Origin of the sequence: Pseudomonas huaxiensis (genome assembly GCF_003231275.1) — a bacterium.
Taxonomy (GTDB): Bacteria; Pseudomonadota; Gammaproteobacteria; order Pseudomonadales; family Pseudomonadaceae; genus Aquipseudomonas; species Aquipseudomonas huaxiensis.
Window position 1 is genome coordinate 195,077 of sequence record NZ_QKVL01000007.1, and the last position, 25,329, is coordinate 220,405.

The following is a 25,329-nucleotide window of genomic DNA, read 5'->3' on the forward strand; positions in this document are numbered from 1 at the left end:
GTGCCGATGACCATCCTCAGCTTCGCCCCGCTCGCCCTTCTGCCCGCCGCTGTCCAGGCCGCGCAGGCCAGCGCCCGGCTCCAGACCTTCCACGTTGCGGCGGGTAGCCTGAGCACGGTGCTCAATGACTTCAGCAGCCAGGCCGGCATTTACCTGGCCGGCAGCGACAGCCTCGCGACCGGCAAGCGCAGCGCCGGGCTGGACGGGGAATACAGCGTTGAACAGGCACTGCAGGTGTTGCTGGCCGGCAGCGGCCTGATTGCCGTGCCGCAGGGTGCCGGCGGTTATGTGCTGCAACCCGCCGCCGAAACGGGCGCGGTACAACTGGACGCGACGTCGATCAACGGCCAGGGCCTGGCCAGCCGCTACGGCCAGGAAGACAAAGGCTATCGCGCCACCCATTCGGCGACGGCGAGCAAGACCAGCACCGCGCTGGCCGACACGCCGCGTTCGGTGTCGGTGGTCACCCGCCAGCGCATGGACGACCAGCAATCGCAGAGCCTGACCGAAGTGCTGGGCTACGTTCCCGGCATCTTTGCCCCGCCCTTCGCGGCCGGTGATGGTCAGGCGGGCGACCTGTTCTTCATTCGCGGTTTCAACGCCACCGACTACGGCTACGGGCTGCTGCGCGACGGCCTGCGGGTGCAGGGCAACCGTTACGACACCAGCAGCGAGCCTTACGGCGTGGAGCGGGTCGAAGTGTTCCGTGGCCCGACCTCGATCCTGTACGGCGAGAACGCCCCCGGCGGCGTGGTCAACCTGGTGAGCAAGCGCCCGACGGCCCAGTCGCGCGGTGAGGTCCAGCTCAGCTATGGCTCCAACGAGCGCCGCCAACTGGGCATCGACGTATCCGGCCCGCTGGCGGACAACCCCAACGTGCTCGGGCGTTTGGTGGTGCTGGGGCGCAAGTCCGGCACTCAGGTCGATCATCAGCCGGACGACCGCCTGTACGTCGCGCCGTCGCTCACGCTGAACTTCGACGAACAGAATGACCTGACGCTGCTGGCGTCCTACCAACGCGACCGCACCCTGATGGAGCTGGGTTACCCGGCGGCTGGCACCCTGCTGAACAACCCCAACGGCAAGATCAGCAAGCACGCGCTGCTGGGCAATGCGGGCTGGGACAACTTCGAGCGGGAAACCTGGACCCTCGGTTACGAGTTCCATCACCAGTTCAACGATGACTGGCAGTACCGGCAGAACTCGCGCTACATGCAGTCGCGCATCGACCGCCAGGAAATCTGGCCGGGCAACCTGAACAACGGCGGCTTTGGCACCACGGTCACCAACACCGCCTACGATCGCTACAACAAGTCGATCGCCTATTCGCTGGACAATCAGGTCGAAGGCCGCTTCAACCTCGGCGAGGTGGAAAACACCCTGCTGGTTGGCGCCAGCCTCGACCGCACGTCGTTCAACCAGGACTGGAACGCCGGCTTCGGCGGCACCGTCAACGTGTTCAATCCGGTCTACAGCGGTAATCCGGTGACCTCGACGCGGGTGCAGGATGCCTTGCTCGAACAGACCATGTACGGCGTCTACAGCCAGATCCAGTCACGCCTCGACAACTGGGTGCTGCTGCTCGGCGGGCGCTATGACCGGGTCAACAGCGAGTACCGCAACCGCCGCGGAACTCTCAATGCGCCGGCCGACCTCGACTACTGGGATGGCCAGTTCACCTGGCAGACCGGCTTGATGTACCAGTTCGACAACGGGGTCTCGCCGTATGTGAGCTATTCCACGGCGTACAACCCGATCCAGCAGGTATCGAGCGCTTCGGGCCCGCTGGACCCGACGTTGAGCGAGCAGTACGAAGCCGGTGTGAAGTACGAGCCCAAGGGCTGGAATACGCTGATCAGCGCGTCGGTGTATGACCTGCGCAAGAAGGATGATTCGCTGTACGACAGCGCCAGCGGCGACTACCGCAACATTGGCCGCAGCCGCGCCAAGGGTGTGGAGCTGGAGCTGAACAGCGACATCAGCGACAACATCAACGTGACGGCGGCTTACACCTACACCGATTCGCGGATTACCAAGGACGTGGCGGGTTCGCTGCTTGAAGGCCATCAGGTCACCGGCGTTCCGCGCAACCAGGCATCGGTGTGGAGCACCTATCGCTTCCTCGACGGCCAGCTCAAGGGCCTGCGTGTCGGCGCCGGTGTCCGTCATTTCGACAGCACCTTCGCGTACACCAGCCCGTCGCTGTACGGCAAGCTGGATACGGGTGACGTGACGCTGGTGGATGCCACCATCGGTTATCAGGTGAATGCGCACTGGTCGGCCGAGGTCAACGCGCGCAACCTGTTCGACCAGGAATATGTGGCGGGCTGCAACAACGCCGGGCGTTGCTACTGGGGTGAAGAGCGGACGGTGTTGGGGACGGTGAGTTACAACTGGTAAGGCATCCGGGTTGGGTCGGACAGGAAGCGTGTTCTTGCTGACCCTATCGCTGCATGGGTATCAAAATATCTCGCAGGCCAGACGCAGAACCTGTGGGAGCGGCCGTTAGCCGCGATGGGCCGCTCCTACAGGATTGCGAGTGACTCGCGGTTTGCGATTGCCTGCGAGATGTTTAGATACCCATTATCAGGCCGTTTGCTGCTGACCCAACTCCAACCCAACCCCCAACTGCCGCGACAGGCACGGCCAGCGTTTCCACGCGGCGCCCGTCTCCGGGCTGCTCAGCGTTTCGCGGTACGCCTCCACCGACTCCAGCGCGAAGCTTTCGTCGTTGAGCATGTTGTCCAGCGAGTGATGCGCCACTTCATCGAGCTGGTTGGCGAATTCTTCGCCGATCAACTGGTGGGCGATCAGGTTGGCCACGGTGGTATCCAGCGGAATCAACGGCTGCTGGAAATGCTTGATGTACAGGTCGTTGACCTCTTCCACCAGGCGATGCGCCAGGTAGGCTTCGTCCAGCAGGCAATCCAGGCCGACCTGGCCATTCACGATCTGTGGCGGGGTGATGAAATATTCCTCGGCGATTTTCAACACCGGTTTGATCTGCGATTCGATACCCGCTTCGCGGGCGACATCGTTAGCGGCTTCCAGCAGCTCCGGGACCTGATCGATATAGGCAGCAACGAAACGGTTCAACGCACCCTGCGCGTCCTGCTCGGGTAACTGAATCAAGGGATGCAGATGGGGTAACTGACGCTCAAGCCGTTCCTTCAACTGGCCGGTTTCGGCTTCGTGACGGTGGGCTTGGGCGATCTGCTCGCGCAAAGCGGCAATCTTCATGACAACTCCAGGGACAAGCGGTGACAAACGGAAGACACTAAATTAGTCCTATTTTGTTATCGCCTAAGATCCATTTCTCATAACCCTCATGCCCTTTTGCGACATGGAGTTATATCAAGATGCCATCATTCATGTAAGCCAATGTCCTACAAGGATTTTCGGCGATGACTGATTGGTCAGCAGCGCTTTTCCGTCGCGTCATTGCGTGGTCGGGACCCCTGTCTATACTCCGCTGTGAAAGTGATTTGGCTGATGAGGCCCGCCTGTTGTGCAGCGGGGGGCCGTCGTCAAAGTCCGCAGTCTTGACGCCGTGCCCCCTGCCGTAGGTCCCGCCTCCGGGATAACAAGAACGATAAGGGGAACCCGCAATGATGCGACATCCACATGTCTGGATGGGCCTCCTGCTGTGGTCGCTACTCACGCCAGCGCATGCCGCCTGGACCGTGAACATGGCGCCGGGGGCGACCGAAGTCAGCAATGCCGTGTTCGACCTGCACATGACCATCTTCTGGATCTGCGTGGTGATCGGCCTCGTGGTATTCGGCGCGATGTTCTGGTCGATGATCGTCCACCGCCGCTCCACCGGCCAGCAGCCGGCGCATTTCCACGAGCACACCTGGGTCGAAATCCTCTGGACCGTGGTGCCCTTGCTGATCCTGATAGCGATGGCCATTCCGGCGACCAAGACCCTGATCGACATCTACGATGCCAGCGAATCGGACGTGGATATCCAGGTCACCGGTTACCAGTGGAAATGGCATTACAAATACCTGGGCCAGGACGTCGAGTTCTTCAGCAACCTGGCGACTCCGGCGGACCAGATCCACAACAAGGCGCCGAAGGACGAACACTACCTTCTTGAAGTCGACCAGCCGCTGGTGTTGCCGGTGGGCGCGAAAGTGCGCTTCCTGGTCACCGCTGCCGACGTCATTCACTCCTGGTGGGTGCCGGCCTTCGCGGTCAAGCGCGACGCCATCCCCGGCTTCGTCAACGAAGCCTGGACCCGTGTCGAGAAGCCCGGCATCTACCGCGGCCAGTGCACCGAGCTGTGCGGCAAGGACCACGGCTTCATGCCGGTGGTGGTCGAGGTCAAGTCGAAAGAGGACTACGACACCTGGCTCGGCGAACGCAAGGCCGAGGCAGCCAAGCTCAAGGAACTGACCAGCAAGGAATGGACGCTGCAAGAGCTGGTCGAGCGCGGCGACAAGGTCTATCACACCACCTGCGTGGCCTGTCACCAGGCCGAAGGCCAGGGCCTGCCGCCGATGTTCCCCGCGCTCAAGGGCTCGAAGATCGCCACCGGACCGAAGGAAGACCACCTCAATCTGGTGTTCCACGGCAAGCCTGGCACCGCGATGGCGGCGTTCGGCAAGCAACTCTCGGAAGTCGATCTGGCCGCCGTCGTCACCTACGAACGCAACGCCTGGGGCAACAACAAGGGCGACATGGTCACGCCGAAAGACGTGCTGGCGATCAAACAGGCGGAAAGCAAATGAGCCGGTTTTCAGGAGACAGGACATGAGCACAGTGATCGACGACCACGGTCATGCCGGGCATGACCACGCCCACGGCCCGGCCAAGGGCCTGATGCGCTGGGTGCTGACGACCAACCATAAAGACATCGGCTCGATGTACCTGTGGTTCGCCTTTATCGCCTTCCTGCTGGGCGGCTCGTTCGCCATGGTGATCCGCGCCGAGCTGTTCCAGCCCGGCCTGCAGATCGTCCAGCCGGAATTCTTCAACCAGATGACCACCATGCACGGCCTGGTGATGGTCTTCGGCGCGGTGATGCCGGCCTTTGTCGGTCTGGCCAACTGGATGATCCCGCTGATGATCGGCGCGCCGGACATGGCCCTGCCGCGGATGAACAACTTCAGCTTCTGGTTGTTGCCGGCGGCGTTCTTGCTGCTGGTGTCCACGCTGTTCATGCCCGGTGGCGGGCCGAACTTCGGCTGGACCTTCTACGCCCCGCTCTCGACCACCTACGCGCCGGAAAGCGTGACCTTCTTTATCTTCGCCATTCACCTTATGGGCATCAGTTCGATCATGGGCGCGATCAACGTCATCGCCACCATCCTCAACCTGCGCGCCCCCGGCATGACCCTGATGAAGATGCCGCTGTTCGTCTGGACCTGGCTGATCACCGCCTTCCTGCTGATCGCGGTGATGCCGGTGCTGGCGGGCGTGGTGACCATGATGCTGATGGACATCCATTTCGGCACCAGCTTCTTCAGCGCTGCCGGCGGTGGCGACCCGGTGCTGTTCCAGCACGTGTTCTGGTTCTTCGGCCACCCCGAGGTGTACATCATGATCCTGCCGGCGTTCGGCGCGGTCAGTTCGATCATCCCGGCGTTCTCGCGCAAACCGCTGTTCGGCTACACCTCGATGGTCTACGCCACCGGCGCGATCGCCTTTCTGTCGTTCATCGTCTGGGCGCACCACATGTTCGTGGTCGGCATTCCGGTGGTGGGTGAGCTGTTCTTCATGTACGCGACCATGCTGATCGCCGTGCCCACCGGGGTGAAGGTGTTCAACTGGGTCAGCACCATGTGGGAAGGCTCGCTGACCTTCGAGACGCCGATGCTGTTCGCCATCGCCTTCGTCATCCTGTTCACCATCGGCGGGTTCTCCGGGCTGATGCTGGCCATCGCCCCGGCGGACTTCCAGTACCACGACACCTACTTCGTGGTGGCGCACTTCCACTACGTGCTGGTGCCGGGGGCGATCTTCGGGATCTTCGCCTCGGCCTACTACTGGCTGCCGAAATGGACCGGTCACATGTACGACGAAACCCTCGGCAAGCTGCATTTCTGGCTGTCGTTCGTCGGCATGAACCTGGCCTTCTTCCCGATGCACTTCGTCGGCCTGGCCGGCATGCCGCGACGGATCCCGGACTACAACCTGCAGTTCGCCGACTTCAACATGATCTCGTCGATCGGTGCCTTCACCTTTGGCGCCACGCAGATCTTCTTCCTGTTCATCGTCATCAAGTGCATCCGTGGCGGTGAGCCGGCGCCGGCCAAGCCGTGGGATGGCGCCGAAGGACTGGAGTGGACGATTCCGTCGCCGGCGCCATACCACACCTTCCAGACGCCACCGGAAGTGAAGTGAAAGGAGAATCGCGGTCATGAACGAGGGCATCTCGATCAAGCGCCTGGTCACCCGCCTGCTGATGTTGGCGGTGCTCATGTTCGCCTTCGGCTTTGCCCTGGTGCCGATCTACGACGTGATGTGCCGCGCCTTCGGCATCAACGGCAAGACCGGCGGCCAGTACGAAGGCAGCCAGGTGGTGGACCCGGCGCGCTCGGTGAAGGTGCAGTTCCTCTCGACCAACGCCATCGACATGGTCTGGGACTTCTACTCCACCGCCGACCAGATCGACGTCAACCCGGGGGCGGTGAACCAGATGATCTTCGTGGCCCACAACCCGACCGACAAACCCATGACCGCCCAGGCCATTCCAAGCATTTCGCCGGCCGAGGCGGCGGCGTATTTCCACAAGACCGAATGCTTCTGCTTCAGCCAGCAGGTGCTGCAGCCGGGTGAGCGCATCGAAATGCCGGTGCGTTTCATCGTCGACCGCGACCTGCCCAAGGATGTGAAACACCTGACGCTCGCCTACACGCTGTTCGACATCACCGCTCGCCAGCCGCCGGTCGCCCATGTGGCCAGCCAGAACCCGCAGAGCGCCCGATAAGGAGAACAATTCATGGCCTCTCACGAGCATTACTACGTACCGGCGCAAAGCAAATGGCCGATCATTGCCACCGTCGGCATGTTCATCACGGTGTTCGGCCTCGGCACCTGGTTCAACGACCTCAAGGCCGGGCGCGACTCCCATGGTCCGCTGATCTTCTTCGTCGGCGCCCTGTGCCTGGCCTACATGCTGTTCGGCTGGTTCGGCGCGGTGATCAAGGAAAGCCGCGCCGGGCTCTACAGCCCGCAGATGGACCGCTCGTTCCGCTGGGGGATGTCGTGGTTCATCTTTTCCGAGGTGATGTTCTTCATCGCCTTCTTCGGCGCCCTGTTTTACGTGCGCCACCTGGCCGGGCCGTGGCTCGGCGGTGAAGGCGCCAAGGGCGTGGCGCACATGCTCTGGCCGAACTTCGAGTTCACCTGGCCGTTGCTGCATACGCCGGACCCGAAACTGTTCCCGCCGCCCAAGGAAGTGATCGATCCGTGGCACTTGCCGCTGATCAACACCATCCTGCTGGTCAGTTCCAGCGTGACCATCACCATTGCCCACCACGCCCTGCGCAAGGACCATCGCGGCCCGCTGAAATTTTGGCTGGCGCTGACCGTCGCGCTCGGTATCGCTTTCCTCATCCTGCAGGCCTACGAGTATCACGAGGCCTATACCAAGCTGGGGCTGACCCTCGGTTCGGGCATCTACGGCGCGACCTTCTTCATGCTCACGGGCTTCCATGGCGCCCACGTGACCATGGGCACCCTGATTCTCTTCGTGATGCTGATGCGGGTTTTGAAAGGGCATTTCAACGCAGACAAACACTTCGGTTTCGAAGCCGCCAGTTGGTACTGGCACTTCGTCGATGTGGTCTGGGTCGGGCTGTTCATCTTCGTTTATGTGCTGTGACGGGAGGACCTACCAGGGGGCGTGGGAAACCAGCTGGCCGCTGTAGAAGCCCCAGGTGATCAGGCCGAGGGTGAGGGCGGCCAGACTGACCCGCACGGTCAGGGCCTTGAGCAGACGGGTCGAGTTTCCGTCGTCCTTGACCAGAAACACCAGGCCGCTGAACAGGCTGACGACAGTCGCCAGCAACAACACAACGATCGCGGCTTTGAGCATGGCGAAAACTCCGGGGGGACGTGATGACTTTGAGTATAGCGGGGGCCCGATGAGGCCCTTTCGTCCTGGCATGGTGCCGACCCTGGTGGTGCTGATGCTGCTGCCGGTGCTGATCGGCCTGGGCGTCTGGCAGCTCGGTCGCGCCGCGGAAAAGCGTGCGCTGCTGGAGGTCTATGCCGAGCGCGAAATTGCCCAGCCGGTGGCCGGCGAACGCCTGCTCGATGAAGTCGATCCCGCCTATCGCCGCGTTCACCTGCGCGGCCAGTTCGACGCGCAGCACAGCCTGCTGCTGGACAGCCGCATGCGCGACGGCCACGCCGGCGTGGAGCTGCTGCAACCGTTCTTTGATGAACCGAGCCAGCGCTGGTGGCTGGTCAATCGCGGCTGGCTGCCCTGGCCGGACCGGCGCGTGCCGGTGGCCTTCGACACGCCGCAGCAAACCCTGAACCTCACCGCCTGGGTCTATATCGCGCCGGGCGCCAGCTTCCTGCTGCGCGCCGATGCGCCAGACGGCGACTGGCCGCGGCTGCTCAACAGCATCGACGCCGGCCATCTCTGGAGCCAGCTGGCCCGCGACGGCTACGCCCATGAACTGCGCCTGGAGCCGGGGCCTGGCAGTTTCAGGGTGGACTGGCCGGTGGTCGCCCTCGGGCCGGAAAAACACTTGGGTTACGCCGTGCAGTGGTTCGCTCTGGCGCTGGCCCTGATCGTTCTCTTCCTCTATTTCGGTTGGCATCAAAACAATAAAAAGGAGAAACAGCATGGGAGTCGCCACGGGTCCACTCGACATGTCTGAAGGCAAGGCGCCGCGCGGCCGTGCCTGGGGGCGTTTGCAGCTCATCCTGATTTTGCTGGTGGTGGTGGGGCCGATGCTGCTCGCCACCGGCATGTACAAATTGCAGTTCTGGGTGCCGGAAGGCCGCAGCTACCACGGCGAGATGATCGGCAATGGTCAGAGCCTGGCCGACCTTGGCGTGCAGTCCGACGACCAGCGCTGGCAGTTGCTGGTCACTACGCCCAAGGACTGCGCGGTGGACTGTCAGCAACTGGTCTACCTGGCCCGGCAGATCAACATCGGCCTGGCCCGCGACGCCGGCCGCGCCAGCCATGCCCTGGCCAGCACGGAACCGCTGAGCGGCGAGTACCTGGCACGGATCGAGCGCGAATACCCGCAATTGCAGCGCTACGCACTGGACCCGACGCGCTATGGCGCGACCATCCCCAACCGCGGCGAGGCGCAACTGTGGATTGTTGATCCTCACGGCAACCTGGTGTTGCGCTACGACGCTCGGGCCAAGGGCAAGGACGTGCTTAACGACCTGCGCCACCTGCTCAAACTGTCCAACATCGGTTAGGAGCGCGTCATGACCCGACCTGGATATCGCCTCGCTGTGTTCGCAACCGGGCTGGCGCTGCTGGTGGTACTGCTCGGCGCTTACACCCGCCTCACCCACGCCGGCCTCGGTTGCCCGGACTGGCCGGGTTGCTACGGCTTTATCAGCGTGCCCAAGACCGAGGCGCAACTGGCCCATGCGGAGCTGAACTTTCCCGACTCGCCGGTGGAAGCGCACAAGGGCCGCAACGAGATGGTCCACCGCTATTTCGCCGGCACCCTGGCCCTGGTGATCGCCATGCTCGCGGTGCAGGCGCTGCGCCGCCATGGCCATGACGGTCAGCCGTATCGCCTGCCGCTGATCGTGCTCGGGGTGGTGCTGCTGCAAGCGGCGTTCGGCATGTGGACCGTGACCCTGCAACTCTGGCCGCAGGTGGTGACGGCGCACCTGCTCGGTGGGTTCGCCACCTTGAGCCTGCTGTTCCTGCTCAGCTTGCGCTTGTCCCGCGCCTATATGCCGCTGCCCGGCCTGCCGCGACGGTTGCGCCGACTGGCCGCTGCGGCGCTGTTGCTGGTAATCGGGCAGATCGCCCTGGGTGGCTGGGTCAGCGCCAACTACGCGGCGGTGGCCTGCATCGACCTGCCGACCTGCCACGGCCAATGGTGGCCGGAGGCGGACTTCGCCAACGGCTTCCACCTCACCCAGCACATCGGCCCCAACTACCTGGGCGGCCAGCTCGACAGCGAGGCCCGCACCGCCATCCACATCACCCACCGGCTTGGCGCGATGCTGGTCACCTGCGTGGTGCTGGCGCTGGCCTGGCAACTGCACCGCGTCGGTCTGCGGCGTCTGGCCAAGCTGGTGCTGGCGGCGCTGTTCATACAAATCGCCTTGGGCATCAGCAACGTGGTGTTCCACCTGCCGCTGGCGGTGGCGGTCGCGCACAACGCCGGCGGCGCCGGGTTGCTACTGACCATGGTGCTGGTCAACTACCGCACCCGCCTGGCCATGCAGCCAAGGGCGCGTCGCGTCAGCCCGGGCTGGCGGCTTACTCCGCTGAGGCTTGCGGGTGACCTTCATTATCTGGGAGACAATCCATGGCAGCGCTTCTGAGCGAGGGCCAGAGCCAGGCTGGCTGGCGTGACTATCTGGAACTGACCAAACCCAAGGTGGTGGTGCTGATGCTCATCACCTCGCTGGTGGGCATGTTCCTCGCGACACGCGCCGGAGTGCCCTGGACCGTGCTGCTGTTCGGCAACCTGGGCATCGGCTGTTGCGCCGGCGCGGCGGCGGCGGTGAACCATGTGGTAGACCGCCGCATCGATGCGCTGATGGCCCGCACCCACAAACGGCCGCTGGCCGAAGGCCGGGTGGCGCCGCTGCCGGCGTTGCTGTTCGCGCTGCTGCTGGCGCTGGTCGGCCTGACGCTGCTGCTGGCCTTCACCAACGCCCTCACTGCCTGGCTGACGCTGGCCTCGTTGCTGGGTTACGCGGTGATCTACACCGGCTTTCTCAAACGCGCCACTCCGCAGAACATCGTGATCGGCGGACTGGCCGGCGCAGCGCCGCCGCTGCTCGGCTGGGTGGCGGTCAGCGGGCACTTGAGCGCCGAACCGCTGCTGCTGGTGCTGATCATCTTCGCCTGGACCCCGCCGCACTTCTGGGCCCTGGCCATCCACCGCAAGGCCGAATACGCCAAGGCCGACATCCCGATGCTGCCGGTGACCCACGGCGAGCACTACACCAAGGTGCATATCCTGCTCTACACCTGTGTATTGCTGGCGGTGAGCCTGTTGCCGTACGCCATCCATATGAGTGGGCCGCTGTACCTGGCCTGCGCCGTGCTGCTGGGGGCGCGCTTCCTGCAGTGGGCCTGGGTGTTGTACCGTGGCGTTCGGCCGCACGCTGCGATCAAGACCTTCAAGTACTCTGTCTGGTACTTGTTCCTGCTGTTCATCGCGCTGCTCGTAGACCACTACCTACTACTGAATCTATGACTCGAACCCAGAAAACCGTCTTTATCCTCGTCGCCCTGGTCGCATTGATTCTCGGGCTTACCATCAACAAAGTGCTCAACGGTCGCAGCCAGGGCAACCCGGCCGAACTGATCGACGCCGGCATCATCCTGCTGCCGCAGAGCCGCGCGGTGCCGGAGCTTGAAATGAGCGACGAGAACGGCCAGCCGGTGCGCGTGGACCAGTTGAAGGGCAAGTGGTCGCTGGTGTTCTTCGGCTACACCTTCTGCCCGGACATCTGCCCGACGACCCTGGCGCAATTGCGTCAGGTGAAGAGTGAACTGCCGAAAGAGGCGGTGGAGCGGATGCAGGTGGTGCTGGTCAGCGTCGACCCAAACCGCGACACGCCGGCGCAGCTCAAGCAATACCTGGGGTATTTCGACAAGGACTTCCGCGGCCTGACCGGCTCGCTGGAGGCGACGCAGAAACTGGCGAATGCCCTGAGCATTCCGTTCATTCCAGCGGATACCAGCAAGGAAGGGTACACCGTGGATCACAGTGGCAACCTCGCGGTAATCGGACCGGATGGCGCGCAGCGGGGCTTTATTCGGGCGCCGTTCAACAACCAGAAGCTGGTGGCGCAATTGCCGGGGTTGGTGAAGCGGGATTGAGGCAGGGGATTTGAGGGCCTCATCGCTGGCAAGCCAGCTCCCACAATGTCGGCATACACCGGACCTTGTGGGAGCTGGCTTGCCAGCGATAGAGCCCTCAATAACGCTAGAGCACTATCAGAACGCCGGAATAACCGCGCCCTTGTACTTCTCGAGGATGAACTGCTTCACCTCAGGCGAGTGCAGCGCACCGACCAGTTTCTTCAGCGCGACGGAGTCTTTGTTGTCCGGACGGGCAACCAGGATGTTCACGTAAGGCGAGTCGCTGCCTTCGATGATCAGCGCGTCTTTCTCCGGGTTCAGCTTGGCTTCCAGCGCGTAGTTGGTGTTGATCAGCGCCAGGTCGACCTGGGTCAGCACGCGCGGCAGGGTGGCGGCTTCCAGTTCGCGGATCTTCAGGCCTTTCGGGTTTTCGGCGATGTCTTTCGGCGTCGACAGGATGTTGGCCGCGTCTTTCAGCTTGATCAGGCCAGCCTTCTGCAGCAGCAGCAGCGCGCGGCCGCCGTTGGTGGCGTCGTTCGGGATGACCACGTTGGCGCCCGACGGGATTTCGTCCAGCTTCTTGAACTTGCTCGAGTAGGCGCCCAGCGGCTCCAGGTGCACGCCGGCAATGCTCACAAGGTTAGTGCCCTTGCCCTTGTTGAACTCATCCAGGTACGGCTGGTGCTGGAAGAAGTTGGCGTCCAGGCGCTTTTCGGCCACCTGTACGTTCGGCTGGATGTAGTCAGTGAACACCTTCACTTTCAGGTCCACGCCTTCTTTGGCCAGGGTCGGCTTCACGAATTCGAGGATCTCGGCGTGCGGCACGGCGGTCGCGGCGACGCTCAGGGTTTCCGCGGCATTGGCGGAGATGGCCGCGAAGGCGGCGACAGCAACAAGCAGTTTTTTCATTCCATCACTCCTTGAGGGGGCCATCACGACCCCCGGCGTGTCGGCAGCGCCGACCCATTACTTACGGGAAAAATGCACAACCAGTTTGTCGCCGACGCTCTGCAGAACTTGAACCAGGATCAGCAGCAGGACCACGGTGACGATCATCACGTCGGTCTGGAAACGCTGGTAGCCAAAGCGGATGGCCAGGTCGCCCAGACCGCCGGCACCCACCACGCCCGCCATCGCGGTGTAAGACACCAGGGTGATGGCAGTGACGGTGATGGCGGCGAAGATGCCCGGCCGCGCTTCCGGCAGCAGGGCATTGACGATGATCTGGCGGGTGGTGGCGCCCATCGACTGGGTCGCCTCGATGATGCCGCGGTCAACCTCGCGCAGCGCGGTTTCCACCAGGCGCGCGAAGAACGGCGTGGCACCGACCACCAGCGGCGGAATGGCACCGGCCACGCCCAGCGAGGTGCCGGTGATCAACACCGTCACCGGAATCATCACGATCAGCAGGATGATGAACGGCAGCGAGCGCAGGATGTTGACGACCAGCGACAGCAGCGCATACACGCCCTTCTGTTCGAACATCTGCCGCGGCCCGCACATGAACAGCAGCACGCCCAGCGGCAGGCCCAGCAGTACGGTGAACAGCAGCGAGCCGAACAGCATGATCATGGTGTCGCCGGTGGCCAGCCAGATTTCGGACCAGTCGACGTTGGCGAAGAAACTCAGAGCGTCCATCAGCGCAGTACCTCCATGTGAACGTCAGCCGCGGTGAAGCGGGCGAACGCCGCTTCCATGTCGCCGCCGGTGACGGCCAGGGTCAGTTGCCCATACGGAGTGTCCTTGATGCGGTCAATGCGCCCGGCAAGGATGCTGTAGTCCACGCCCGTCTCGCGGGCCACGGTGCCCAGCAGCGGCGCGTAGGTGGCGTCGCCCTGGAAGGTCAGGCGCACGATGCGGCCCGGTACGTGGGCGAAGTCGTCGCGCTGTTCGGCTTCGTCGACTTGCTCGTCTTCCTGGACAAAGCGCTTGGTGGTCGGGTGTTTCGGGTGCAGGAACACCTCGGTCACCGTGCCCTGTTCGACGATCTGGCCGGCGTCCATCACTGCGACCTGGTCGCAGACACGGCGGATCACGTCCATTTCATGGGTGATCAGCACGATGGTCAGTTTCAGCTCGCGGTTGATCTCGGCCAGCAGTTGCAGCACCGAGGCGGTGGTCTGCGGGTCGAGGGCGCTGGTGGCTTCGTCGCACAGCAGGATCTTCGGCTGGGTCGACAGGGCACGGGCGATGCCGACGCGCTGCTTCTGTCCGCCGGACAACTGTGCCGGATATTTCTTCGCATGCTCGGACAACCCGACCCGCGCCAGCAGCTCGCTGACCCGCGCGTCGATGTCCTTGCGCGACAGCTCGCCGGCCAGGGTCAGTGGCAGGGCGACGTTGTCGGCCACGGTCTTGGAGGCGAGAAGGTTGAAGTGCTGGAAGATCATCCCGACCTGCTGGCGGAAACGGCGCAGGGCGTTGGCGTCGAACGCGGTGACGTCCTCGCCATCGACAATGATCTTGCCGCCGCTGGGGGCTTCCAGACGGTTGATCAGGCGCAGCAGCGTACTTTTGCCGGCACCGGAATGGCCGATCAGGCCGAACACCTGGCCGTTGTCGATGCTCAGGCTGGTGGGGTGCAGCGCGGGAATGTCCCTACCGGCGACGCGGTAGGTCTTGTGGACTTGTTGAAACTCGATCACGTAGCGAACCTTGTGGGGCGCATGGAAAGGGGGTCAGCGGTTAGCCGGTCGCGCATTTTAGCCTGTTCGTATAGAGGTTCTTAGCATTTATTTCGTAACGGACCAACGACGCGGGAATAACGCGATCAGTGGTCGGCACATCCAATGGAACGCCTGGCTCGCCACCCCAGTCACTAACAGAACAAGCCCTCGAAGGGCACCTGATGACTGATGAGGAAAGCAGACCATGCCCAGCAAGAAGAACCCGCCGCGGGAAAGCCAGCTCGCCGGTGTCGACACCCCCGACCGCGCCAACACCAACGCCAAGCTGCAGAGCCTCGAGACGGTGCGCAGCGACGCCACGGGCCAGGCATTGCGCACCAACCAGGGCGTGAAGGTCGCCGACAACCAGAACAGTCTCAAGGCGGGCGATCGCGGGCCGTCGCTGCTGGAAGACTTCATCATGCGCGAGAAAATCACGCATTTTGACCACGAGCGCATTCCAGAGCGGATCGTTCATGCCCGCGGCGTCGGCGCCCACGGTTACTTCCAGTCCTACGACAACCACGCCGCGCTGACCAAGGCGGGTTTTCTACAGGACCCGGAAAAGATCACCCCGGTGTTCGTCCGTTTCTCCACTGTCCAGGGGCCTCGCGGCTCGGGCGACACCGTGCGCGACGTACGCGGCTTTGCCGTCAAGTTCTACACCGATGAGGGCAACTTCGACCTGGTTGGCAACAACATGCCGGTGTTCTTCATCCAGGACGCGATCAAGTTTCCCGACTTCGTCCATGCCGTGAAGCCCGAGCCGCACAACGAGATACCCACGGGCGGCTCGGCGCACGACACGTTCTGGGATTTTGTCTCGCTGGTGCCGGAGTCGGCGCACATGGTGATCTGGGCCATGTCTGACCGGGCCATTCCGAAAAGCCTGCGCACCATGGAAGGCTTCGGCGTGCACACCTTCCGCCTGGTCAACGCCGAGGGCGTGGCCAGTTTCGTCAAATTCCACTGGAAGCCGAAGCAAGGCGTGTTGTCGCTGCTCTGGGACGAAGCGCAGAAACTCGCCGGTAAAGATGCGGACTACCACCGCCGTGACCTTTGGGAAGCCATCGAAACCGGCAACTACCCGGAATGGGAGTTCGGCGTGCAGATCGTGCCCGAGGCCGATGAGCACAAGTTCGAGTTCGACCTGCTCGACCCGACCAAGATCATCCCCGAGGAGTTGGTGCCGGTGACGCCGCTGGGCAAGCTGGTGCTCAACCGCAACCCGGACAACTTCTTCGCCGAGACCGAGCAAGTGGCGTTCTGCCCCGGGCATATCGTGCCGGGCATCGATTTCAGCAACGACCCGCTGCTGCAGGGCCGGCTGTTCTCCTACACCGACACCCAGATCAGCCGTCTGGGCGGGCCGAACTTCCACGAAATCCCGATCAACCGCCCGCTGGCGCCGAACCACAATGGCCAGCGCGACGCCCAGCACCGCGTCACCATCGACAAGGGTCGCGCCTCTTACGAGCCCAACTCCATCGACGGTGGCTGGCCGAAAGAAACCCCGCCCGGCCCGCGTGACGGCGGTTTCGAGTCGTACCCGGAACGCATCGAGGCACACAAGATCCGCCAGCGCAGCGAGTCGTTCGGCGACCACTTCTCCCAGGCCCGGCTGTTCTTCCACAGCATGAGCCCGAGCGAACAGGCGCATATCGTCTCGGCCTACAGCTTCGAACTGGGCAAGGTCGAACGCGAGCACATCCGCGTGCGCGAGGTGAACGAGATTCTCGCCAATATCGATCTCGACCTGGCGGCCAAAGTGGCGGCCAACCTGGGGCTGCCGGCACCGAAGGCAGGGACGGTGGACACGCCTGATCTGTCGCTGAAAGCCTCGCCGGCGCTGAGCCAGGTGAATCATCCGGGCGAAGGCATCAAGGGTCGCAAGGTGGCGGTGCTGGTGGCCGATGGCGTGGACGCGGCGCAGTTGGACAAGCTGGTCAAGGCGCTGGAGGCCGAGAGCCTGCAGATCAAGCTGCTCGGCCCGACCTCGGCGCCGGTCAAGACCTCCGCAGGCAAACCGCTGGCGGTGGACGCCTCGATGGAAGGCATGCCGTCGGTGATCTTCGACGCGGTCTGGATCGCCAGTGGCCAGTCAGTGCTGGATGCGTTGAAGGGCGATGGTGTGGCGGTGCACTTCATTCTTGAGGCCTACAAGCACCTCAAGCCGGTCGCGGGTGATGCGGCGGCGAAAGGCTGGTTCGACAGCCTGAACCTGAAGGCCGACAGCGGCTTGCTTGCGGGCAGCGATGGCAAGACGGTCAAGGCGTTCATTGCCGCGATCGGCAAGCATCGGGTGTGGGAGCGGGAGGCGGCGGCCAAGGCAATTCCGGCCTGATTGAGGCACTCAACTGGGACCGCTTTGCGGTCCTTCGCCACGGTTCGGCGCCCCGACAAGCTCGCTCCCACAGACCCGACGCAACTCTTTCAACCTGTGGGAGCGAGCTTGCTCGCGAAGGGCTGCAACGCAGCCCCAACTCACATCACTCGCTGCGACGAGGAGTGAGGACAACCTGCGCCGGCTGGTTGCGGTGGATTTCGTTGCGCTGCTGCAAATCAAAATCCGGATCGCGCTTGTTCACCCGCTTGGTCAGCAACTCCGACAGCCACGGGTAATCGGCCGTACGCGGCACCTGGAAAAGCACGTCGCACTGGTAATTGACCACGTCGGTGGCGATGTCATCGAGCTGGCGGCGCAGTTTGCCGATCTCGCGGATATCCAGGGCAATCACTGTGCTCGGCGCGGTGGGGTCGATCAGCTTGGCCTTGGGCTTGGCTTCGGCAGCTTTGAGCGCGGCTTCGGCCTTGTCCAGCTCAGCCTTGCGTGCCTGGGCGATGGCGCCGTTGACGCCGCCAGTCAGCGCCGGTGCCTTGGGCATCAACGCGCGGGCGCGCGCCAAAGCGGTTGCGGCGGCATTCACATCACCTTTCTGCAGGACGATCTGGCTGCGTTGCAGGTAGGCCTCGGCCAGTTGCCGCTGGTATTGCTCGACGCGGCTGTCGTTGGGTGATTCGGTTTGCAGGGCGGCCAACTGGTCCTCGGCGGTGGCCAGTTCATTGCTGGCGATGCTTTGTTGCAGTTGTTGCCAGGCATCCGGCGCGGCCGGCACCACGGTGCTTTCGACCGGCTTGCTGGCGCAAGCGGTCAGGATCAGGGAAAACGCGGCAAGGAGCAGATAACGGGACGCGAACGGCTTCATTCCTACGACTCTCTATTTGCGCAAAAAACGAGCAAGTCTACACCCAGTCCATGGTGTCGAACATCATTCCTTCGAAGGCTGGCGGGTAAATCGTGCTGCCGGACGCCCGTCGCGCAGGTGGCGTCCGGAAGCCGGTCAACGCTTGGGAATGGCCAGGCTCAGCAAGAATAGCACCGCAGCGCAGACCACGATCGAGGGGCCGGCCGGGGTGTCTTTGAACCACGACATGGCCAGTCCGCCGCACACTGCAAGCACGCCCAGCAGGCTGGCGCCGAAGGCCATCTGCTCAGGCGAGCGGGCGTGGCGCTGGGCGGCGGCGGCGGGAATGATCAGCAGCGAAGTGATCAGCAGCACGCCAACGATCTTCATCGCCACGGCGATCACTACGGCAATCAGCAGCATCAGCGCCAGGCGCAGGCCGGTGACAGGCAGGCCTTCGACCCGCGCCAGCTCCTCGTGCACGGTGACCGCCAGCAGCGGCCGCCACAACACCACCATCAACAGCAACACTGCGGCGCTGCCGCCGAGAATCCAGGCCAGGTCGCCGGGGCTGATCGCCAGCAGATCGCCGAACAGGTAGGCCATGAGGTCGATGCGCACGTCGTGCATGAAACTCAGCACCACCAGGCCCAGCGATAGCGTGCTGGGCGCGAGAATCCCCAGCAGCGTGTCCGAGGCCAGCGGCTGGCGTTGTTGCAGCGTCACCAGCAGCAGCGCCAGCAGCAGGCAGCCGACGGTGACGGCCAGGGCCGGGCTAATGTCGAGCATGAAGCCGAGGGCTACGCCGAGCAGCGCGGCGTGGGACAGGGTGTCGCCGAAATAGGCCATGCGCCGCCAGACCACGAACGACCCCAGAGGGCCGGCGACCAGCGCCAGGGCCAGGCCTGCGAGCAGGGCGTAAAGCAGGAAATCAGCCATGCTTGCAGTTGTCTCCGTGAACATGTCCGCCCTTGGCGGGTGCGACGACCGAGCCATGCAGGTCGTGGCTGTGGTCGTGATGGTGGTGATAGATCGCCAGGCTTGGCGCGTTCTTGCCGAACAGCTCGACGAACGCCGGGTCGCCGCTGACCTGCTCCGGGTGCCCGGAACAGCAGACGTGGCGATTGAGGCAGACCACCTGGTCGGTGGTGCTCATCACCAGGTGCAGGTCGTGGGACACCATCAGCACGCCGCAACCATGGCGGTCGCGCAGGCGGGTGATCAGGCTGTACAGCTCGGCCTGGCCGGCGACATCGACGCCCTGCACCGGCTCGTCCAGCACCAGCAGCTCGGGTTCGCGCAGCAGCGCCCGGGCCAGCAGCACACGCTGCATTTCACCGCCGGAGATGGTCTGGATCGGGCTGTCGATGACCTGTTCTGCGCCCACTTCTTCCAGCGCGCTCATCGCGGCAGCGCGGTCCACACCCGGCACCAGGCGCAGGAAGCGCAGCACCGAGAGTGGCAGCGTGGCGTCCACCTGGAGTTTCTGCGGCATGTAGCCGATACGCAGCTTCGGCTTGCGCCAGACGCTGCCGGTCCCAGGTTTGAGCAGGCCGAGCACGGCGCGCACGAGGGTGGTCTTGCCGGCGCCGTTGGGACCGATCAGGGTGACGATCTGGCCGGGTTCGACGGTCAGGTCGATGCTGTCGAGGATGGTCTGCCCGGCAAACGAGACGCTCACCTGCTGCAGGCGGATCAGAGCGTTGCTCATCAGGCGCTCCGGCAGTTGCCGCAGAGGCCGACCACTTCGACGGTCTGTGCTTCGACGCTGAAGCCGACATCTTTGGCGCTGTCGATGATCGCATCGCTGATCGCGGCCTGTTCCAGCTCGATTGCCACGTGGCACTCGCGGCAGATCAGGAACTGGCCCTGATGCGCGTGCTCCGGGTGGTTGCAGCCGATGAAGGCGTTGAGCGAGGCGATGCGGTGGACCAGGCTGTTTTCCAGCAGGAAATCCAGCGCCCGATAAACGGTCGGTGGCGCGGCGCGGCGGCCGTCCTGCTCGCTGAGCACGGCGAGGATGTCGTAGGCGCCCAGCGGCTTGTGGCTTTGCCAGACCAGTTCCAGCACGCGACGGCGCAGGGCAGTCAGGCGCACCCCTTGGCGGGCACACAGCACATCGGCTTCGGCCAGGGCGGTGTGGACGCAATGGGAATGGTCGTGTGGACGGTTGGCCAGCGGAGTATTGGGCATGGGCGGCGACGGTTTTGAGGAGAGACGTTATTATGTTACCTGTCTTTGCCTCATTGAGTGGTCATCGTGTCCCGATTTTTTGCCCTTTTTGTCGCTTTTGTCTCAACCCTGGTCGTCCTCCCGGCGCACGCCGAGGTACGCGTACTGACCAGCATCCAGCCCCTGCAACTGATCGCCGCAGCGGTACAGGACGGGGTCGGCAAGCCCGAAGTGCTGTTGCCGCCGGGGGCGTCGCCGCATCACTACGCGCTGCGTCCGTCGGATGTGCGGCGGGTGGCCGACGTCGACCTGCTGTACTGGATCGGCCCAGACATGGAAGGTTTCCTGCCGCGGGTGCTGAATGGCCGCAGCAAGCCAACCATTGCGGTGCAGAGCTTGCCAGGCATGCACCTGCGCCATTTTGGCGAGGACAGCCAGTCACATGACGAGCACGAAGAACACGGCGACGATGCCGACGAGCACGATCATGACCACCGCCCTGGCAGCCTTGATGCGCATTTGTGGCTGTCGACGGTCAATGCGCGGGTGATCGCCGGGAGCATGAGTGCCGAGCTGAGTGCTGCTGATCCGGCTAACGCCGCGCGTTACCAGAGCAACCTGAAAGCCTTCGAACAGCGCCTCGACGCGTTGGACCAGCGCTTGAAAGACCGTGTTGCGGGCGTGGCGGGCAAGCCGTTCTTCGTCTTCCATGAGGCGTTCGATTACTTCGAGTCGGCGTATGGCCTGAAGCACGCGGGCGTGTTCAGCGTGGCGGCGGAAGTCCAGCCTGGCGCCCAGCATGTCGCGGCGATGCGCAAGCGCCTTCAGGAAGCGGGCAAGACCTGTGTGTTCAGCGAACCGCCGCTGCGGCCGCGTCTGGCCGAGACCCTGACGGCCGGGCTGCCGGTGAAACTGGCGGAACTGGATGCACTGGGCGGGACGCTGCCGGTGACTGCTCAGGGGTATGAGCAGTTGCTGGATAACCTGGGGAATGGGTTGGCGGGGTGTCTGGAAAGTCTGTAGCGGCTTCAATCGCTGCGGTTCGGTGCCCCGCACCGCAGCGATGCTTCTAGAGGCTCAAAGCGCAAACGGCAACGCCAGTCCGACTTCCTGCCGCGCCTTCAGGCGCACCTCGAACTCCGCCGGGTCATGGATCAACACATCCATCCCCGCAAAGGACTCGGCGGCAATCAGCCGCGACAGCCAGAACCGCACGCACGCCACCCGCAACATCACCGGCCAGAGCTGGGCTTCGGCTGCGGTGAACGGGCGCAGCGCCGCATAAGCACCGAGGAAGGCGCGGGCGCGGGCCGGGTCGATTTCGCCGGCTTCGTCGCAGCACCAGTCGTTCAGGGCAATCGCCAGGTCGTAGAGCATCGGCCCGGAGCAGGCGTTGTAGAAGTCGATCACGCCGGTCAGGTGCGTGCCTTCGAACAGCGCGTTGTCGCGGAACAGGTCGGCGTGCAGGTTGGCCCGTGGCAGCGCCATGATCTGTGGCTGGTGAGCGACGATCTCGTCCAGGCTGGCCTTCAGCAGCGCCTGCTGTTCTGGGGTCAGACGGCCCATCAGTTCGTTACCGGTTTCCAGCATCCAGTCCAGGCCGCGGTCGGTCTTGCGCTCCAGCACCTTGTTGCGGGAAGCCAGGTGAACGTGGGCGACGAACTCGGCGACCTGAATGCAATGCTGGTTGTTGGTGACCTTGATGTGCTTGCCGGCCAGGCGCGGCTGCAGCAGCGCAGGCTTGCCTGCCAGTTCGCGCAGGGCGGCGCCGTCGGTGGTGCGCAGCGCGTAGGGCACCGGCAGGTCGGCTTCGTGCAGGACATCGAGCAGTTCGATGAAGAACGGCAGGTCCTGGATCGGCCCGCGTTCGACCAGCGTCAGCACGAACTCACCCTGTTCGAGGCTGATGAAGAAGTTGCTGTTCTCGGTGCCGGCGGCAATGCCCTGGAAGTCCCGCAGGCGACCCAGTCCGTAAGGGGCCAGAAAGGTTTCCAGCTCGGGCCGGGTCAGGGGGGTGAAGACAGACATGGTCAAAAACTGCTCATACGGGCACGTCGTATCGACGTGCCGGGTGGATGTTAAAGGTCCGCATTACCACTCGAAGATCTTCCAGGCCGGAATCAGCATGTCGGGTTGGTCGGACCGGATGAAATTGGCGTCGGTGCCGTCGGCGCGCACCAGGAAATAGGGCTTGCCGTTCTTCGGCGTGATCTTGATCGCGTACAGGAAGCCGTTCTGACGGTACTCCTGAATGGTTTTGTCGCCCTCCTGGCGAATGGTTACGTCCGGGTCGGCGGAGGGCGCGTCGTCTGCTGCAATGGCCGCGACAGGAGCGGCAACCAGCAGGCCGAGCAACAACAGGCGATTTAATGTACCCATGATAACCTTGTCCCTTTGTCGTCAATGTTCCGGACATTCTAGCGCCGGGCCCGTCGAAAAGGTTGATTCCGCTCATGAGCCAAACCCCCCTCGTCCTGGTGGACGGTTCTTCTTACCTCTACCGCGCCTTCCATGCGCTGCCGCCGCTGACCACCTCGAAAGGCATGCCGTCCGGCGCGGTCAAGGGGGTATTGAACATGCTCAGGAGCCTGCGCAAGCAATACCCCGAAAGCCCGTTCGCGGTGGTGTTCGACGCCAAGGGCGGGACCTTCCGCGACGAGCTGTTCGCTGACTACAAGGCCAACCGCCCCAGCATGCCCGACGACATGCGCGTGCAGATCGAGCCGCTCCACGCCGCTGTGCGCGCCCTGGGGTTCCCGCTGCTGTGCGTGGAAGGCGTCGAGGCTGACGACGTGATCGGCACTCTGGCTCGCAGCAGTGCGGCGGCGTCCCGTCCGGTGGTGGTCTCCACGGGTGACAAGGACATGGCGCAACTGGTCGACGAGCACATTACGCTGGTCAATACCATGACCGGAACCGTGCTCGACATCGAGGGCGTAAAAGGGAAATTCGGTGTCGCGCCGGAGCAGATCATCGACCTGCTGGCGCTGATGGGCGATACCGCCGACAACATTCCCGGGGTCAAGGGCGTGGGCGAGAAAACCGCCGTCGGCCTGTTGGTCGGCGTGAACGGCGGCCTGAAAGAACTCTACGAGAACCTCGACCAAGTCCCGTCCCTGCCGATTCGTGGAGCCAAGACCCTCCCGGCCAAGCTGCTGGAGCACAAGGAGATGGCCTTCCTCTCCTATCAACTGGCGACCATCAAGTGCGATGTCGAACTGGACGTGGGCCTGGACGACTTGCACCTGGGCGAGCCGGACCGCGAAAAACTGCGGGAGCTGTACACCCTGCTGGAGTTCAAGGGCTGGATCGACGACCTCGACCGGGAAGTCCGCCGTGCAGCGCAACCGGCGCCAGCGCCTGCGCTGAACCTGACTGCCACGGCTGCCACGCCCGAGGCGGCGGTCGTTGCCGAGGTCGTAGCGCCGGCAACTCCAGAGTACGAAACCATCCTCGACCAGGCGCGTTTCGACGTCTGGCTGCAGAAACTCAAGGATGCCCCGCTGTTTGCCTTCGATACTGAAACCACCGGGATCGACGCCCACCAGGCGCAACTGGTCGGTGTCTCGTTCGCGGTGAAGGCGCATGAAGCGGCGTACATCCCCCTGACCCACAGCTACCCCGACGCGCCAGCGCAATTGGACCGCAATCAGGTGTTGCGTGCGCTCAAGCCGCTGCTGGAAGACCCGGCCAAGCTCAAGGTTGGCCAGCACGCCAAGTTCGACATGAACATCCTCGCCAACTGCGCCATCGACGGTGATCAGGCCAACGGCATCGAAGTGCGCGGCGTGGCGTTCGACACCATGCTCGAGTCCTACGTGCTCAACTCCACGGCTATCCGTCATGACATGGACAGCCTGGCGAAGAAGTACCTGGAACACACCACCATCACCTTCCAGGACATTGCCGGCAAAGGTGCCAAGCAACTGACCTTCGACCAGATCCCGCTGGAGAAGGCCGGGCCTTACGCCGCCGAAGACGCCGACGTGACCTTGCGCCTGCACCAGGCGCTGTTCCCGCAATTGCAGGCCATTCCAAGCCTGGCCAGCGTGTTGACCGACATCGAGATGCCGCTGGTGCCGGTACTGGCGCGGATCGAGCGCCAGGGCGCGCTGGTGGATGCAGATCTGCTGAAAATCCAGAGCCAGGAGCTGGGCGACAAGATGGCTGCGCTTGAGCGCGAAGCCATCGAACTGGCCGGCGAAGAGTTCAACCTCGGTTCGCCGCGTCAGCTTGGCGCGATCCTTTATGACAAGTTCGGCCTGCCGGTGCTGAAAAAGACCGCCAAGGGCCAGCCATCCACCGCCGAAGAAGTCCTGGACGAACTGGCCGAGGAAGGCTACCCGCTGCCGAAGGTGCTGATGCAGTACCGCTCGCTGAGCAAGCTCAAGAGCACTTACACCGACCGTCTGCCAGAGCAGATCAACCCGCGCACCGGTCGCATCCATACCTCCTACGGGCAGGCGGTGGCTGCCACTGGTCGGCTGTCGTCGAGCGACCCGAACCTGCAGAACATCCCGGTGCGCACCGCCGAAGGCCGGCGCATTCGCCAGGCGTTCGTCGCGCCCAAGGGCTACAAGCTGCTGGCGGCGGACTACTCGCAGATCGAACTGCGCATCATGGCGCACCTGTCCCGCGACGACGGCCTGATGAACGCCTTCCGCAACGGCCTGGACGTGCACACTGCCACCGCCGCGGAAGTCTTCAACGTGCCGCTGGAGGCAGTGACTTCCGACCAACGGCGCAGCGCCAAGGCGATCAACTTCGGTCTGATCTATGGCATGGGCGCGAAGAAGCTGGGCAAGGACATCGGCGTCGAGACCAAGCAGGCCAAGGCCTACATCGATGCTTACTTCGCCCGCTACCCGGGTGTGCGCGAGTACATGGAGCGCACCCGCAAGCAGGCTGCGGACCAGGGCTACGTGGAAACCCTGTTCGGTCGCCGGCTGTACCTGCCGACCATCAACTCGAGCCGCCCGCAGGAACGTGCCGGCGCCGAGCGCACCGCGATCAACGCGCCGATGCAGGGCACGGCGGCTGACATCATCAAGCGCGCCATGGTGGCGGTGGATAACTGGCTGCAAAGCTCGGGGCTGGATGCCCGTGTGATCCTCCAGGTCCACGACGAACTGGTGCTGGAGGTGCGCGAAGATCTGGTGGATCAGGTGCGTGAAGAAATTCGTCCGCACATGAGCGGCGCTGCGCAATTGGATGTTCCGCTGCTGGTTGACGTCGGAATTGGCGCGAATTGGGACGAAGCGCATTGAAAATGCAGGGAAATGCTGCGGCATAAGGTCGCGGCATTTGTCTCACTGGC

The 25,329-nt window shown here is 63.6% G+C and carries 24 protein-coding genes; 13 read left to right on the forward strand and 11 right to left on the reverse strand.

Features of this window, described 5'->3' with window-relative positions; translation table 11 throughout:
• Positions 1 to 6 precede the first annotated feature (6 nt).
• Positions 7 to 2,400 carry a TonB-dependent siderophore receptor gene (locus DM374_RS11400; protein ID WP_110969949.1) on the forward strand — a complete coding sequence of 798 codons (2,394 nt, stop codon included), beginning with the start codon at positions 7 to 9 and terminating at the stop codon, positions 2,398 to 2,400.
• A gap of 186 nt (positions 2,401 to 2,586) precedes the next feature.
• On the opposite strand, the gene DM374_RS11405 is transcribed toward DM374_RS11400, so the two are convergent.
• A complete protein-coding gene (locus DM374_RS11405) occupies positions 2,587 to 3,240 on the reverse strand; it encodes a hypothetical protein (RefSeq protein ID WP_110969897.1) in 654 nt (217 codons plus the stop codon).
• Positions 3,241 to 3,608: 368 nt separating this feature from the next.
• On the opposite strand from DM374_RS11405, the gene coxB reads away from it, so the two are divergent.
• The 4 genes from coxB to DM374_RS11425 are packed head-to-tail and all read left to right on the forward strand — an operon-like array spanning position 3,609 to position 7,834.
• Positions 3,609 to 4,736, forward strand: coding sequence for a cytochrome c oxidase subunit II (gene coxB / locus DM374_RS11410; RefSeq protein ID WP_110969898.1), 1,128 nt, complete (start codon positions 3,609 to 3,611; stop codon positions 4,734 to 4,736).
• Positions 4,737 to 4,758: 22 nt separating this feature from the next.
• Positions 4,759 to 6,351 (forward strand): cytochrome c oxidase subunit I, encoded by a 1,593-nt coding sequence (ctaD, locus tag DM374_RS11415; protein ID WP_095159066.1) that lies wholly within the window; start codon positions 4,759 to 4,761, stop codon positions 6,349 to 6,351.
• Between the two features lie 16 nt (positions 6,352 to 6,367).
• Positions 6,368 to 6,937 (forward strand): cytochrome c oxidase assembly protein, encoded by a 570-nt coding sequence (locus DM374_RS11420; protein WP_110969899.1) that lies wholly within the window; start codon positions 6,368 to 6,370, stop codon positions 6,935 to 6,937.
• 12 nt (positions 6,938 to 6,949) lie between these two features.
• Positions 6,950 to 7,834, forward strand: a complete 885-nt coding sequence (locus DM374_RS11425; protein ID WP_110969900.1) for a cytochrome c oxidase subunit 3 — start codon at positions 6,950 to 6,952, stop codon at positions 7,832 to 7,834.
• A 9-nt stretch (positions 7,835 to 7,843) separates the two neighbouring features.
• Here the strand turns inward: DM374_RS11425 and DM374_RS11430 are convergent, their stop codons facing one another.
• A complete protein-coding gene (locus tag DM374_RS11430) occupies positions 7,844 to 8,047 on the reverse strand; it encodes a twin transmembrane helix small protein (RefSeq protein ID WP_095159063.1) in 204 nt (67 codons plus the stop codon).
• Positions 8,048 to 8,096: 49 nt separating this feature from the next.
• Here DM374_RS11430 and DM374_RS11435 point away from each other — a divergent pair, with 49 nt between their 5' ends.
• From DM374_RS11435 to DM374_RS11455, 5 genes are read left to right on the forward strand one after another with little or no spacing between them, the layout of a single operon-like run.
• On the forward strand, positions 8,097 to 8,843 hold the full coding sequence (locus DM374_RS11435) for an SURF1 family protein (RefSeq protein ID WP_110969901.1): 747 nt from the start codon (positions 8,097 to 8,099) through the stop codon (positions 8,841 to 8,843).
• Positions 8,809 to 9,402 (forward strand): hypothetical protein, encoded by a 594-nt coding sequence (locus tag DM374_RS11440; RefSeq protein ID WP_110969902.1) that lies wholly within the window; start codon positions 8,809 to 8,811, stop codon positions 9,400 to 9,402. Before DM374_RS11435 ends, DM374_RS11440 begins: the two co-directional genes overlap by 35 nt.
• A gap of 9 nt (positions 9,403 to 9,411) precedes the next feature.
• Positions 9,412 to 10,494, forward strand: coding sequence for a COX15/CtaA family protein (locus tag DM374_RS11445; protein ID WP_110969903.1), 1,083 nt, complete (start codon positions 9,412 to 9,414; stop codon positions 10,492 to 10,494).
• Positions 10,479 to 11,378 carry a heme o synthase gene (cyoE, locus tag DM374_RS11450; protein ID WP_110969904.1) on the forward strand — a complete coding sequence of 300 codons (900 nt, stop codon included), beginning with the start codon at positions 10,479 to 10,481 and terminating at the stop codon, positions 11,376 to 11,378. Before DM374_RS11445 ends, cyoE begins: the two co-directional genes overlap by 16 nt.
• Complete coding sequence (locus DM374_RS11455; protein WP_095159058.1) at positions 11,375 to 12,007, forward strand: SCO family protein; 633 nt, start codon at positions 11,375 to 11,377, stop codon at positions 12,005 to 12,007. The genes cyoE and DM374_RS11455 overlap by 4 nt, the downstream gene beginning before the upstream one ends.
• Before the next feature lie 117 nt (positions 12,008 to 12,124).
• Here the strand turns inward: DM374_RS11455 and DM374_RS11460 are convergent, their stop codons facing one another.
• The 3 genes from DM374_RS11460 to DM374_RS11470 are packed head-to-tail and all read right to left on the reverse strand — an operon-like array spanning position 12,125 to position 14,634.
• The gene (locus DM374_RS11460; RefSeq protein ID WP_110969905.1) at positions 12,125 to 12,898 is read right to left on the reverse strand and encodes a MetQ/NlpA family ABC transporter substrate-binding protein; all 774 of its coding nucleotides are present in this window, start codon (positions 12,896 to 12,898) and stop codon (positions 12,125 to 12,127) included.
• A 57-nt stretch (positions 12,899 to 12,955) separates the two neighbouring features.
• On the reverse strand, positions 12,956 to 13,627 hold the full coding sequence (locus tag DM374_RS11465) for a methionine ABC transporter permease (protein ID WP_110969906.1): 672 nt from the start codon (positions 13,625 to 13,627) through the stop codon (positions 12,956 to 12,958).
• Complete coding sequence (locus DM374_RS11470; protein ID WP_110969907.1) at positions 13,627 to 14,634, reverse strand: methionine ABC transporter ATP-binding protein; 1,008 nt, start codon at positions 14,632 to 14,634, stop codon at positions 13,627 to 13,629. Before DM374_RS11470 ends, DM374_RS11465 begins: the two co-directional genes overlap by 1 nt.
• Before the next feature lie 226 nt (positions 14,635 to 14,860).
• On the opposite strand from DM374_RS11470, the gene katE reads away from it, so the two are divergent.
• Positions 14,861 to 16,999: a catalase HPII gene (gene katE, locus DM374_RS11475; protein ID WP_110969908.1), complete on the forward strand. Its 2,139-nt coding sequence runs from the start codon at positions 14,861 to 14,863 to the stop codon at positions 16,997 to 16,999.
• 145 nt (positions 17,000 to 17,144) lie between these two features.
• On the opposite strand, the gene DM374_RS11480 is transcribed toward katE, so the two are convergent.
• The 4 genes from DM374_RS11480 to zur form a co-directional block, all read right to left on the reverse strand.
• On the reverse strand, positions 17,145 to 17,861 hold the full coding sequence (locus DM374_RS11480) for a PA5502 family lipoprotein (RefSeq protein ID WP_110969909.1): 717 nt from the start codon (positions 17,859 to 17,861) through the stop codon (positions 17,145 to 17,147).
• A 135-nt stretch (positions 17,862 to 17,996) separates the two neighbouring features.
• Positions 17,997 to 18,779, reverse strand: a complete 783-nt coding sequence (gene znuB / locus DM374_RS11485) for a zinc ABC transporter permease subunit ZnuB (RefSeq protein ID WP_110969910.1) — start codon at positions 18,777 to 18,779, stop codon at positions 17,997 to 17,999.
• Positions 18,772 to 19,551, reverse strand: coding sequence for a zinc ABC transporter ATP-binding protein ZnuC (gene znuC, locus DM374_RS11490; RefSeq protein ID WP_110969911.1), 780 nt, complete (start codon positions 19,549 to 19,551; stop codon positions 18,772 to 18,774). Before znuC ends, znuB begins: the two co-directional genes overlap by 8 nt.
• The gene (gene zur, locus DM374_RS11495; protein WP_110969912.1) at positions 19,551 to 20,033 is read right to left on the reverse strand and encodes a zinc uptake transcriptional repressor Zur; all 483 of its coding nucleotides are present in this window, start codon (positions 20,031 to 20,033) and stop codon (positions 19,551 to 19,553) included. Before zur ends, znuC begins: the two co-directional genes overlap by 1 nt.
• A 66-nt stretch (positions 20,034 to 20,099) precedes the next feature.
• Here zur and DM374_RS11500 point away from each other — a divergent pair, with 66 nt between their 5' ends.
• The gene (locus DM374_RS11500; RefSeq protein ID WP_110969913.1) at positions 20,100 to 21,035 is read left to right on the forward strand and encodes a zinc ABC transporter substrate-binding protein ZnuA; all 936 of its coding nucleotides are present in this window, start codon (positions 20,100 to 20,102) and stop codon (positions 21,033 to 21,035) included.
• 54 nt (positions 21,036 to 21,089) lie between these two features.
• Here DM374_RS11500 and DM374_RS11505 read toward each other — a convergent pair whose 3' ends face one another.
• Positions 21,090 to 22,040, reverse strand: coding sequence for a homoserine kinase (locus DM374_RS11505; protein ID WP_110969914.1), 951 nt, complete (start codon positions 22,038 to 22,040; stop codon positions 21,090 to 21,092).
• A 63-nt stretch (positions 22,041 to 22,103) separates the two neighbouring features.
• Positions 22,104 to 22,391 carry a DUF2782 domain-containing protein gene (locus DM374_RS11510; RefSeq protein WP_110969915.1) on the reverse strand — a complete coding sequence of 96 codons (288 nt, stop codon included), beginning with the start codon at positions 22,389 to 22,391 and terminating at the stop codon, positions 22,104 to 22,106.
• A 74-nt stretch (positions 22,392 to 22,465) separates the two neighbouring features.
• On the opposite strand from DM374_RS11510, the gene polA reads away from it, so the two are divergent.
• Positions 22,466 to 25,279 (forward strand): DNA polymerase I, encoded by a 2,814-nt coding sequence (gene polA / locus DM374_RS11515; RefSeq protein WP_110969916.1) that lies wholly within the window; start codon positions 22,466 to 22,468, stop codon positions 25,277 to 25,279.
• Positions 25,280 to 25,329 lie beyond the last annotated feature (50 nt).